This is a genomic window from Pedobacter gandavensis (genome assembly GCF_032678745.1).
Lineage (GTDB): Bacteria > Bacteroidota > Bacteroidia > Sphingobacteriales > Sphingobacteriaceae > Pedobacter > Pedobacter gandavensis_C.
In genome coordinates this window covers 180,787-193,141 of the sequence record NZ_JAVTST010000003.1, presented here as the reverse complement: position 1 = coordinate 193,141, position 12,355 = coordinate 180,787, and the positions used below count along the sequence as shown (strand labels likewise).

Genomic DNA, 12,355 nt, shown 5'->3' with positions numbered 1-12,355 from the left:
ACCTAAACCTATAAAATAAAACAAAAACTGAAGTGAAAGGAATAATTTTAGCAGGAGGAAGCGGAACAAGACTGCACCCTCTAACTCTGGTAATGAGTAAGCAAATGATGCCGGTTTATGATAAACCGATGATCTATTATCCATTGTCGACTTTAATGCTCGCAGGGATCAAAGAGATTCTGATCATTTCAACCCCACATGATTTGCCAAACTTTAAAAAGTTATTGGGTGATGGAAAAGAGCTGGGCTGTGAGTTTTCATATGCAGAACAGGCTGTTCCTAATGGTTTGGCACAGGCTTTTGTTATCGGCGCTGATTTTATTGGAAATGATAAAGTAGCATTGGTATTGGGCGATAATATCTTCTACGGAGATGGAATGTCAAATCTGTTGCAGGCAAGTGCAGATCCTGATGGTGGCGTGGTGTTTGCTTACCGTGTTTCTGATCCAGAACGCTATGGTGTGGTGGAATTTGATGAGAAAAATCGTGCGATTTCCATAGAAGAGAAACCGGAAATACCTAAATCTGATTACGCTGTTCCTGGTCTTTATTTCTATGACAATAGCGTGGTGGAAATTGCTAAAAATATTAAACCTTCCCCTCGTGGTGAATACGAAATTACTGATGTAAACAAGGTTTACCTTGAGCAAAATAAGCTGAAAGTTGGCGTGTTGAGTAGAGGTACTGCATGGTTAGACACCGGAACTTTTGCCTCATTAATGCAAGCCGGACAGTTTGTTCAGGTGATCGAAGAACGTCAGGGATTGAAAATCGGATGTATTGAAGAAGTAGCCTATCGTATGGGCTTTATCGATAAAGAACAGTTGCGCAAAATCGCTACGCCATTGGTGAAAAGTGGTTATGGTGCTTATTTGCTAAAAATGATCAAATAATCCCGACCTGACATCAAATAGATTTGGATTAAAGATAAAATGTAGGAAACCCGGTGTAAGCACCGGGTTTTTTTATATGAGGTGATTTTGACGGTGTGTTGAACTTTATCTGTCAGTAGGTAACATTTTTGCAGCTGCCAAAATCATTTAATCTTTTGGCAAATACAGCAACTTTTCTCGCCAACAATCTGCTTTCTTTGAACTTAGGCGCTTTTGTTTACCTTATCCAACGAAGCTTTATAAAACCAAATATCAATTCCAACAACAATGAAACAGAAATCCGGTATTTTGCTCCTCCTGCTTTTGTTATGTAATGGCATTAGCTTTTCGCAACAACACGATCCTAAAGCATTAAAAGCCTGGCAAGACCAGAAATATAGCATGTTTATCCATTATGGGATTTACTCAGTATTGGGCGGCGTATGGGAAGGTAAAGAAATCAGTAAAGGTTTAAGCGAGCAGATTCAGGCGCATGCAGGGATTTATAGCGATACTTATGCGGGTGTTGCTAAAAGGTTTAATCCTAAAAATTGGAATGCAGATTCGGTAGTTTCCCTGGCAAAAAAAGCGGGGATGCGCTCCATTGTCATCACCTCCAAACACCATGATGGTTTCTGTATGTTCAAAACAGCAACTACGGACTTTAATGTGCTGGATGCAACTCCGTTCAAACGGGACATTGTGAAAGAACTTTCGGAAGCCTGTAAGCGTGGCGGTCTAAGGTTCGGTCTATACTTTTCTCTGATAGACTGGCACTACCCGCAAGCATCTCCAATTTCTAGTAGTAACTCAGATTATATTACTCCAGAACATGTACAATACAATAAAAGACAAATTACTGAACTGCTGAGCAATTATGGCCCAATCTCAGAATTATGGTTCGATATGGGCTCACAAAATGCTTCAGAAAGTAAAGAGCTGAGAGATTTAGTACATAAATTACAACCGGATTGCATGATTGGCAGCCGTATTGGAAACGATATGGGAGATTTCAATGTGATGGGAGATAACCAGGAACCAGATTACGCGATTGGAGTGCCATGGCAGTCGCCAGCGTCTTTCTTTGACGATACCTGGAGCTATAGATCATGGCAGAATAGAGGCAGCGAAGCCGTTAAAACAAAAGAAAAGTTAAGTAGCCTGATTCGTGTAGTAAGCAGAGGCGGTAACTTCTTGTTGAATATCGGCCCAAAAGGCGATGGATCTGTAGTCGGATTTGAAAAAAATGTTTTACTGAATATTGGAAAATGGTTGGATAAAAACGGAGAAGCTATCTATGGCACAAATGCAGACCCTTTCCATGTTTCATTCAAATGGGGTAGCCTAACCTCAAGACCAAATCAGCTTTATTTACACATCATGAGTCCGCCTGAAAATGGACAGATCATCCTGCCAGGACTCAAAGGAAAGATCAAGAGTATTGGTGTTTTAGGGGAGAAGGGTCAGAAAATCCGCTTTACACAGAGTGACCAAGGGCTTAAAATCAATGTTCCAACGACCATCAACCCAGATAAAGAATTCAAAGTTATCACAATCACATTTGCCAATGGCTTTAGTGTACCACCTGCTAATGTGATCGAAATGTCTGCAAATCCACAGCACAATTCGAATATAGTTGGACCAATCTTAAATTCCCATAACGCTTTTAAAAGTTACAGCAGTTCAGGTGTGGATTACAATACTAGGTTCCAAAGCACAGTAAAAGAATCCTGGACCTTACAGCCGTTACAAAACGGAACTTATACGCCAAGAATCTACTATTCTGCAAAAGAACAAGGAAAGACAATAGACCTGGAGCTAAACGGTAAAATCACACCGCTAACTTTCACAGATGGTAAAGTCGAAATTATAAAACAGACAGGTAGCTTAACCTGGGGACCGTTTTATTTGGCAGAAGACTCCTGGACTGGAATTGAAGGCTTCCCTGGAAGCTTAATAAATATAGAACCGACACAGTCATGGGGCAATAAGAAACCATTATCCTGGACAAAAAAAGCCGATTGGAAAAATAACGAGAAACATACCATGGAAGCAGATAAAAGTAGCGCTATTTACCTGTTACAGGAGATCAATGCAACAGAAGATCAGCCGTTTCTGGCAAGTATCACCAGTACCGATGGGATAGTAGTGGTACTTAATGGCGTAGAACTGGCCAAACACAACAACCCTTTCAAAGAAAACCAGTTGAACGACCTGATTTTACTGCCATTAAAAAAAGGTAAAAACCAGTTGCTCCTGAAACTTTACAATGGTTATCAAAAGAAGATAGACCTTGGAATTGACACGCGTCAACCTCAGGAATTATACTACAAGGACCTTCCTGCTATCTCTCTTGAAAAGGGAAAATATTATCCTTTCAGCTGGCAACTAAATAAACCACTTTCTCCACATAGTACGCTTCAATTGTCAAATGTTACCCTGCAATTCAGTAGAAAGTAGCCAAAATCATTTAATGATATGATAATATCATAAAATAAAATGTAACAGAATTCGCGTCCTTTGGGTAACCAAATAAACTAAACCAATGACTAAAAATAAATACCTGTTTCCGTTTATCATGATTACGTCCCTCTTTTTTATGTGGGGCTTTGTTCATAATCTTGATCCGATTTTGATCCCCCATCTAAAGAAATCCTTCAGCCTTTCTACTTTGCAAGCCTCTTTGGTGGATTCAGCAGTGTTTATTGCCTATTTCCTGATGGCTTTGCCAGCAGGTTTCCTAATGAAAAAATATGGATATAAAGCAGGTATCATTTTCGGCTTGATCTTATTTGCCATCGGCTCATTTCTATTCATTCCGGCAGCAAACATGCAATCCTATGTTTTCTTTTTGATTGCGCTTTTTATCATTGCATGCGGGTTAACGATCCTGGAAACAGCTGCAAATCCCTATGCCTCCTTACTCGGACCAGAGGAGACTTCCACTTTCCGTTTAAATTTTGCACAATCTTTCAACGGTCTGGCAGCCACTTTAGCCCCGATTATCGGTGCTAAAATTATCATGACCAAAGGGAATACAGAAGAAGAATTAAATGCAATGACAGAGTCGGCCAGACAAATTGCCTTGGCTTCTGAAGCATCTAGCGTGAAAATGCCATACTTCATTTTGGGCAGTATCATCCTAGTCATCGCCATCATCTTTGTCTTCCTGAAGCTCCCTGAAATTAAGGAAACAGAGCAAAAGAAAGGGGGAAAAACAGGGATCGTTCATGCACTAGCGCATAAGCACCTGAGCTGGGCGGTAGTCACTCAATTTTTCTATGTAGGCGCACAAGTATGTGTATTCAGTCTTTTCATTTTATATGCCACTAAAGCAGCCGGCATTGACGAGCAGGAGGCCGCAAAATATGCCGGATTTGGTGTCGGAATGGCTTTTATGATCGGCAGGTTCTTTGGAACATTCCTGATGAAGTTTATAGCTCCGCCAAAGTTGCTGTCGATTTATGCGGCAATTTGTATTCTGTTATCCGCTGCAGCCATGACCATGAGTGGGATGATTGCTATTTATGTCGTAATTGGAATTGCATTCTTTATGTCAATTATGTTTCCATCGATTTTCTCGCTGGGCATCAAAGACCTTGGAAAAGACACGAAATTTGGAAGTAGTTTAATCATCATGTCAATCGTTGGTGGTGCCATCCTTCCATTAGGAATGGGTCATATTGCCGACCTGACGCACAACATTCAAATCGGATATATCGTTCCATTAATATGTTTTGTAGTGGTATTACTTTTCGGAATCAAAGGACATAAGGTAGTTCCAATTACATCAGATAGTTCAAATTAATTTTATGAGTAAAAAGTATTATTTAACGCTGGATTTAAAAGCGGATGATCAATTGATCGCAGAATACGAAGCAATGCACAAAGCCGTATGGCCGGAAATCATTGAAAGCATCACTTCATCCGGTATCGAGGATATGGAGATCTATAGGGTAGGAAACCGCCTGTTTATGATCATGGAGGTAAGCGATGAATTTAGTTTTGATAAAAAAGCAGCCATGGATGCCAGCAATGAGAAGGTGCAAGAATGGGAAACGCTGATGTGGAAATATCAACAAGCAGTACCAGGCGCTAAACCAGGAGAGAAATGGATGATGATGGATAAAATATTTCAATTATAAGGGCCGATGTCAGCAAACAATAACAACAGTTTTTTACAAATCCATCCCGATGATAATGTGCTGGTAGCCTTACAGGATTTACCAAAAGGACAGGTCATTGAATGGAATAATTCGCAAATTATCTTACAGGACGATATCCGCGCAAAACATAAATTCTTTATCCAGGACATGAAAGTGGGTGATGAAGTATTAATGTATGGCGTATTGGTAGGTAAAGCAACCACTCCCATTTTAAAAGGTGGGTTGATGACTACAGATAATATTCACCATGCTTCTCAGGACTATAGCTTCAGAGATGTCAACTACCAATGGCAAAAACCGGATGTGTCCAGATTTGCCAATCGTACTTTTAATGGTTATCATCGTAAAGACGGAAGAGTCGGTACCGCTAACTATTGGTTGTTCATTCCCACCGTTTTTTGTGAAAACAGGAATTTGGATGTAATTAAAGAATCATTATATAATACCCTTGGATATGCGGTAACAGATAAATACAGGTCTTTTACAGACCAATTACTTACTGCTTTTAATGAAGGAGCATCACTCGAGTCTTTTCAGTTGGATCACATTTCTACTGCACAACCTGTCAAAAATAGGGTGTTTAAAAATGTAGATGGGATCAAATTCCTGAATCATCAGGGAGGCTGCGGAGGAACAAGACAAGATTCAGCATTATTGAGCAATCTGTTGGCGGCTTATGCAGACCATCCGAATGTAGCTGGAATTACAGTATTGAGCCTTGGTTGCCAGCATTTACAAACACAAGACCTGTTGAATGATGTTAAAAAGAGAAACCCTGCATTCGATAAGAATATCCTGATCTTCGAACAGCAACAGAGTCAGAGTGAGGAGCAATTGATTAAAGAAGCAATTTTGAAAACCTTTGTTGGTTTAACTGAAATTAATAAAATTGAACGCAGTCCTGCCCCTTTAAGTGAGCTGTGTGTAGGGGTGAAATGTGGTGGTAGTGATGGTTTTAGTGGTATTTCCGCAAATCCTTCAGTAGGTTATACTTCCGATTTATTGGTGGCGCTGGGCGCTAAAGTCCTGCTGGCAGAATTCCCGGAATTGTGTGGTGCTGAACAGAATATTATCGACAGATGTGTGGATAAAGCAACAGCGGATAAGTTTATTCGCTTGATGCAAGAGTATGATGCCCAGGCACATGCAGTAGGTTCTGGTTTTCACATGAATCCTTCCCCAGGTAATATTAAAGATGGTCTGATCACCGATGCGATCAAAAGTACAGGAGCAGCTAAAAAAGCGGGTACTTCACCAGTAGTTGATGTGTTAGATTATACAGAACCGGTTACTAAACCCGGATTGAGCCTGGTATGTACGCCGGGAAATGATGTGGAAGCAACGACTGGAAAAGCAGCAAGTGGCGCGACGCTGATTTTGTTTACCACGGGTTTGGGTACGCCAACCGGGAATCCGGTATGTCCTGTGATTAAAATTGCAACGAATACGGCATTAGCTGTTAGAATGGGTGATATCATCGATATCGATACGGGTGCCATCATCCGCGGAGAAAAAACAATCGAAGAAATGGGGGTTGAAATCCTGGAATATTGTATCAAAGCGGCAAGTGGTGAAATCACGCCGAAAGCAGTATTATTGAATCAGGACGACTTTATCCCTTGGAAACGAGGTGTTTCATTATAAAGGAAGTATTTTTATTAAAACAGTAATACAGAAATTCATTAACAAATAGAGTTTCATTATTTTATCATCATATGTTTAGTTTAAAAGGAAAATCAGCAGTTATTACAGGTGGAGGCAGTGGAATAGGAAAAGCAATTTCCATGCTCTTTGCTAAACAAGGAGCAAATGTACACATCATTGAATTAAATGCGGAGGCAGCCGTACAGGCAGTAGCCGAAATCGAGGCAGCGGGTGGTATTGCTGATGCCCATGGTTGTGATGTGAGCAACCAGGAAGCAGTAGTCAATGTTTTTCAAAAGATCGGTGCGATTGATATCTTAGTGAATAACGCCGGTATTGCACACATCGGAAAAGCAGACACGACTTCTGAAGAAGATTTCACTAAAGTATTCAATGTAAATGTAAAAGGGGCTTATAACTGTTTATATGCAGCTATCCCTGCATTAAAGAAAAGCAGCTCAGCTGTAATTCTAAATATGGCATCTATTGCTGCTGTAGTAGGGATTACGGACCGTTTCGCCTATTCTATGAGTAAAGGTGCCATCTTCGCGATGACCCTTTCTGTAGCGCGTGATTACATGGTCGATGGAATACGTTGTAACAGTATTTCCCCGGCTAGGGTGCATACACCTTTCGTAGATGGGTTTATTGCCAAGAACTATGCAGGGCAAGAAGCAGAGATTTTTGAAAAGTTATCGAAAAGTCAGCCGGTAGGTAGGATGGGTAAACCGGAAGAGGTAGCCTCATTGGCCCTTTATTTATGCTCAGAAGAAGCAGGATTTATTACAGGGAACGATTATCCACTTGATGGTGGTTTCATTAAATTGAATAATTAAAAAGCACTATGTATTTTAGTCAGGGCTGTAAATTGCCAATTGATAAATACTATAATAAGGTTAAAAATAAGCGAATTAAGCGCGAAAGTATTTGAATAAAGCAGTTTAATATGCTTAATCAAATGGCCAGGTCCCCTATATTTATAAAATAGAGGGAGGAATTAATATTACAATTGAATACACACAAATATATAGATAAACAGCAATGAAATTAATCAGATGGGGAGTTGCCGATCAGGAAAAGACCGGTGTAATTATAAACGATATTTGGTATGATACTTCTGCTTTTGGAGCAGATTATAACGAGCAGTTTTTTCAAAATGACGGCCTGACAAAACTGGCTGATTTTGTAAAAGAAAATGAAGGTAAACTGCCTGTTGTTCCTGCAGATACCCGTCTGGGATCTCCGGTAGCACGTCCTTCGAAAATTGTATGCATTGGTCTAAACTATGCAGATCATGCAAAAGAAACCAATGCACCAATGCCACCTGAGCCAGTGATTTTTATGAAATCTACGACGGCTTTAACAGGTCCTAATGATAACATTACCATTCCTAAAAACTCTGTAAAGACGGATTGGGAAGTGGAATTAGCGGTAGTAATCAGTAAGAAAGCTTCTTATGTAGAAGAGGCTGATGCACTGAATTATGTAGCTGGTTATGTATTACACAATGATGTTTCAGAACGTGAATTCCAAATCGAAAGAAATGGCACTTGGGATAAAGGAAAAGGTTGCGATACTTTCGCGCCATTAGGCCCATTCTTAGCTACTCAGGATGAAATTGCTGATGTGAACAATCTTCGCCTATGGCTTACCGTAAACGGTCAGAAAATGCAAGACGGAAATACGTCTAACTTTATTTTTAATATCCCTTTTGTAATTTCTTATGTGAGTCAGTTTATGACGCTACTACCAGGGGATGTGATTTCTACAGGTACGCCTGCAGGTGTTGGCTTAGGCTTTAACCCTCCGGTATATTTGAAAGCGGGTGATGTTGTGGAGCTTGGTATTGATGGCCTTGGTACTTCAAAACAGCTGCTGGTAGATTATGTTAAAAATTGATTCACACCAACATTTTTGGAATTATGATGAGGTAAAAGATAGCTGGATCACCGACGATATGGACGTGCTTCGCGATGATTTTCTCCCTCAACATCTTAAGTCTATTCTAGAGCATTATGGCTTTGATGGTTGTATAGTGGTACAGTCTGATCAAAGTTTGCAAGAGAACGATTTTCAATTGAGTCATGCTGAAGCTCATCCTTTTATCAAAGGAGTTATTGGTTGGGTAGATCTTCAGGCAGCAAATATCGATGCTCAATTGGAAAAATTGAGTAAGAATGAAAAGTTAAAAGGGTTCAGGCATATCCTCCAGGGAGAACCTGACCCTGCTTTAATGCTGAAACCGGCATTTTTAAATGGGATTAGTAAGCTAAGTCGCTACGGCTTTACCTATGATATTCTCATATATCCCCATCAGCTGAAATATGCAGAAGAATTGGTCTCGAAGTTTCCTGACCAGCAATTTATTCTGGATCACCTTGCCAAACCTAACATTAAAGAAGGCCTGATCGAGGAATGGAAACAAGATGTCATCAACCTTGCAAAGCATGAAAATGTAGCTTGTAAGGTGTCAGGGATGGTTACCGAAGCCGATTGGAAGAAATGGAAAGCGAAGGATTTTACGCCCTACCTGGATGTAATCTTCGAAGCTTTTGGCCCAAAACGATTGATGTATGGCTCAGATTGGCCAGTCTGTCTACTTGCGGCAGATTACGGAAGGGTACTTAATCTGATAGGAAACTATATCGAAAAACTCCCGCAAGAGGCGCAAGAAGACTTTTGGGGAAACAATGCAAAAAACTTTTATAACCTAAAATAAGCAATCAATGGATTTGCAATTAAAAGATAAGGTAGTCATCGTTACCGGTGGAGCCAAAGGTATTGGTGAAGCAATCGTCAGAGTCCTGGCAAAAGAAGGAGCAATACCTGTAATCGTAGGAAGAAATGCAGCCGATAATCAAAGGCTTGCAGATGATATTACTGCTGACGGGGGTAGGGTATTTCAGTTGGTCGCCGAACTAACCAACCCGTCAGACAGTGAAAAGGCTATTCAACTCGTGCTGGAGAAATATGGTAGAATTGATGGTTTAGTCAATAATGCAGGTGTAAATGATGGCGTCGGACTGGAAAGTGGAAACTATGAAAGTTTTGTAGAAAGTTTGCATAAAAACGTCATTCATTATTACTTAATGGCACACCATGCTTTACCAGCATTGAAAAAATCTAAAGGAGCAATTGTTAATATCGGCTCTAAAGTGGCGGATACTGGACAAGGTGGTACTTCTGCTTATGCGGCTTCAAACGGTGGGAGAAACGCGTTAACCAGGGAATGGGCTGTCGAATTATTGCCTTATGGAATCAGGGTGAATGCTGTGATTGTTGCGGAGTGTTATACACCACTTTATCAAACATGGATTAATTCTATTCCAAATTCTGAAGAGAAATTGGCAGATATTAAGGCTAAAATTCCTTTTGAAAATAGAATGACAACTGCAGAGGAGATTGCGAATACGACGGTATTCTTGTTATCTGGGGCTTCAAGCCATACAACGGGTCAACTGGTTTATGTTGATGGCGGTTATGTGCATTTAGATCGGTCTATTAGCCCAATTTAAAAAAAGAAAATCCTTCTCCTCCTCAAATATTTGCTGAAGGGCAAACATTTGAATGTCGTCCAAACATATTTCTTTTTTACTAATTGCCCACATATATTGCGAGTTTAATAGCTTGTGATGGAAAAGGGAAGGAAAAATAAAACGCTTTTCCTTCCCTTTTTTACGCGGGATGTTACTTAAAAATGGCTTTAGTATATGCTTTCAACCATTTCACTTCTTCCTCGTTTAACAGCGGACTTAATCTGTCAAATACCAAGGCATTATAGCTATTTAACCAATCAATCTGTCCTTGTTCCAACAATTCTGTTTTCACAATTTCTGTGCTGATTGGAGCGATTGTTAAGGATTCAAATGCGTAGAATTCATTAAATTCATTGCTCACGTCAGTGATGGTATTAACCAGATTTTCGATTCTTACGCCATGCTTTCCTGGGCGATAAACCCCTGGTTCAATAGAAGTAATCATACCTAGTTCAATCGCTACAGGTGTTGCAGTCGGATTAAATACTTGTGGACCTTCATGAACATTTAGGAAATAACCGACGCCATGGCCAGTACCATGACCATAATTAATGGCATAGTCCCATAATGGTTTGCGGGTAATGGCATCAATCTGGTAACCACAAGTGCCTTTAGGGAAACGGCTCTTACAACCATCAATCATACCTTTTAGTACTAAGGTGTAATCTGTTTTTTCCTCTCCCGTATTGTTGCCCATAGGGATGGTACGGGTAATGTCGGTAGTTCCGTAATTATACTGACCGCCAGAATCTAAAAGGAATAATCCTTGTGCCTTGATTTCCACATCACTTTCTTCAGTAGGACCATAATGAGGTAAGGCACCGTGCGCACTATAAGCGCTAATGGTATTGAAGCTATCGCCAACAAAACCTTCTTGCGCGGCTCTGAATTTACGGAGTTCTGCTGCGGCAGAAAGTTCGGTGATCTTGATTTTTCCAATATTTTCTGATAACCATTTCAGAAACCTTGTGATCGCCACACCGTCTTTATTCATTGCAATCCGCGTATTGGCCAACTCAGTTTCATTTTTTATGGCCTTCAAGCTGGTTGAGGGATTAGTGTCTTTAATCACTTTTACTGAGGAAGGTAATTGCTTAGCAAAAGCAAAACAATTGCGCTTAGGGTCAATAAAAATGCTCGTGTTTTCAGGGATAGTAGCTAAAGCAACTTCAATCTCTTCGTAAGGTTTTACCGTTACTCCACTGCTCAATAATAATGCTTTTTCTGCTTCAGTTAGTTTTTCTGGGTTAATGAAAATAGTCGCCTGATCTTGTCCTATTAATGCAAAGCTCAATACTACAGGGTTATAGCTGACGTCATTTCCTCGGATATTGAACAACCAGGCCATATCATCTAAAGAAGAAACCAAATGATAGTTTGCACCTTTATTACCTAGTTCTGTTCTTACTGCAGCTAGTTTCGACTTTACAGATTGTCCGATGTGCTTTTCATCAATCAGGTAGGCTTTTTCTGAAGGTAATGCAGGCCTGTTTTCCCAGATCGGACTTAAATAATCTTTGTCCGCTAAAACAAGACCTTTGAACGCGAATTGTTGTGTGAGTAAGTCGCCTAGAAGGATAGAAACCAGTTTTTCATTACTGGCCACAATAGCCCCTTTTTCAAGTTTAGTACCGAGCCATTGTATGTATTCCGGAGCGTGTTGTATCTTTTGTTTTACTAATTCAAAACCGCTGTTCTCTAACTCTTCAGCTGCCTGTTCGAAATAGCGGAAGTCGGTCCATAAACCTGCAAAATCATGTGTGATCACTAATGTTCCTGCAGATCCGGTAAATCCGGAAGCAAAAGGAATACATTTATAATGATCGGGTAAATATTCACTGATGTGTGGATCTGCAGATGGAATGATATAGGCCTGTACATTGTCGGCCTTCATTTGAGAACGTATCGCGCTTAATTTTTCCTGATATGTCATGGTTTAGCTTTTTTATGTCTATCGAGTTAACGCAAATCTATGGATTTTAATTCCTCCACAAAATGAGCTTGGAAACAATGATGGTGGTAAGTTAGGAAAGAATAGAGTTTGGGAATAGTAAATCATCCCGAGATTGAGGTCTGGAGATAATTTGGTGTTAAAGCAGCAAACAAATGCAAAGGGTTCTCTTATTGAATGAAGTGA

Annotated in this window: 10 protein-coding genes; 9 read left to right on the top strand and 1 reads right to left on the bottom strand. The window is 40.1% G+C overall.

The genetic code is table 11. The annotated features are described in order from the left end of the window. Positions 1 to 32 precede the first annotated feature (32 nt). The 9 genes from rfbA (at position 33) to R2S10_RS12135 (ending at position 10,197) form a co-directional block, all read left to right on the top strand. Positions 33 to 893, top strand: coding sequence for a glucose-1-phosphate thymidylyltransferase RfbA (gene rfbA / locus R2S10_RS12175; protein WP_316840715.1), 861 nt, complete (start codon positions 33 to 35; stop codon positions 891 to 893). Positions 894 to 1,160: 267 nt separating this feature from the next. Next, complete coding sequence (locus R2S10_RS12170) at positions 1,161 to 3,332, top strand: alpha-L-fucosidase (RefSeq protein ID WP_316840714.1); 2,172 nt, start codon at positions 1,161 to 1,163, stop codon at positions 3,330 to 3,332. Between the two features lie 85 nt (positions 3,333 to 3,417). After that, the gene (gene fucP / locus R2S10_RS12165; RefSeq protein WP_316840713.1) at positions 3,418 to 4,680 is read left to right on the top strand and encodes an L-fucose:H+ symporter permease; all 1,263 of its coding nucleotides are present in this window, start codon (positions 3,418 to 3,420) and stop codon (positions 4,678 to 4,680) included. A gap of 4 nt (positions 4,681 to 4,684) precedes the next feature. Beyond that, complete coding sequence (locus R2S10_RS12160) at positions 4,685 to 5,017, top strand: L-rhamnose mutarotase (RefSeq protein ID WP_316840712.1); 333 nt, start codon at positions 4,685 to 4,687, stop codon at positions 5,015 to 5,017. 6 nt (positions 5,018 to 5,023) lie between these two features. Continuing rightward, the gene (locus R2S10_RS12155) at positions 5,024 to 6,682 is read left to right on the top strand and encodes an altronate dehydratase family protein (protein ID WP_316840711.1); all 1,659 of its coding nucleotides are present in this window, start codon (positions 5,024 to 5,026) and stop codon (positions 6,680 to 6,682) included. A 71-nt stretch (positions 6,683 to 6,753) separates the two neighbouring features. After that, positions 6,754 to 7,518, top strand: coding sequence for an SDR family oxidoreductase (locus R2S10_RS12150; RefSeq protein WP_316840709.1), 765 nt, complete (start codon positions 6,754 to 6,756; stop codon positions 7,516 to 7,518). 205 nt (positions 7,519 to 7,723) lie between these two features. Then, entirely contained in the window at positions 7,724 to 8,581 is an 858-nt protein-coding gene (locus R2S10_RS12145) for a fumarylacetoacetate hydrolase family protein (protein ID WP_316840708.1), read from the top strand. Beyond that, positions 8,568 to 9,401 carry an amidohydrolase family protein gene (locus R2S10_RS12140; RefSeq protein ID WP_316840707.1) on the top strand — a complete coding sequence of 278 codons (834 nt, stop codon included), beginning with the start codon at positions 8,568 to 8,570 and terminating at the stop codon, positions 9,399 to 9,401. Before R2S10_RS12145 ends, R2S10_RS12140 begins: the two co-directional genes overlap by 14 nt. A 7-nt stretch (positions 9,402 to 9,408) precedes the next feature. Beyond that, entirely contained in the window at positions 9,409 to 10,197 is a 789-nt protein-coding gene (locus tag R2S10_RS12135) for an SDR family oxidoreductase (protein ID WP_316840706.1), read from the top strand. Between the two features lie 172 nt (positions 10,198 to 10,369). Here R2S10_RS12135 and R2S10_RS12130 read toward each other — a convergent pair whose 3' ends face one another. Further along, positions 10,370 to 12,151 carry an aminopeptidase P family protein gene (locus tag R2S10_RS12130; RefSeq protein WP_316840705.1) on the bottom strand — a complete coding sequence of 594 codons (1,782 nt, stop codon included), beginning with the start codon at positions 12,149 to 12,151 and terminating at the stop codon, positions 10,370 to 10,372. Positions 12,152 to 12,355: the final 204 nt, after the last annotated feature.

Excerpts from the sequence above, each read along its gene's own strand:
- R2S10_RS12150 (WP_316840709.1), top strand. The coding sequence starts at position 6,754 with ATGTTTAGTTTAAAAGGAAAATCAGCAGTTATTACAGGTGGAGGCAGT.
- R2S10_RS12145 (WP_316840708.1), top strand. The coding sequence starts at position 7,724 with ATGAAATTAATCAGATGGGGAGTTGCCGATCAGGAAAAGACCGGTGTA.
- R2S10_RS12135 (WP_316840706.1), top strand. The coding sequence starts at position 9,409 with ATGGATTTGCAATTAAAAGATAAGGTAGTCATCGTTACCGGTGGAGCC.
- fucP (WP_316840713.1), top strand. The coding sequence starts at position 3,418 with ATGACTAAAAATAAATACCTGTTTCCGTTTATCATGATTACGTCCCTC.
- R2S10_RS12160 (WP_316840712.1), top strand. The coding sequence starts at position 4,685 with ATGAGTAAAAAGTATTATTTAACGCTGGATTTAAAAGCGGATGATCAA.
- R2S10_RS12140 (WP_316840707.1), top strand. The coding sequence starts at position 8,568 with ATGTTAAAAATTGATTCACACCAACATTTTTGGAATTATGATGAGGTA.
- R2S10_RS12170 (WP_316840714.1), top strand. The coding sequence starts at position 1,161 with ATGAAACAGAAATCCGGTATTTTGCTCCTCCTGCTTTTGTTATGTAAT.
- R2S10_RS12130 (WP_316840705.1), bottom strand. The coding sequence starts at position 12,151 with ATGACATATCAGGAAAAATTAAGCGCGATACGTTCTCAAATGAAGGCC.
- R2S10_RS12155 (WP_316840711.1), top strand. The coding sequence starts at position 5,024 with ATGTCAGCAAACAATAACAACAGTTTTTTACAAATCCATCCCGATGAT.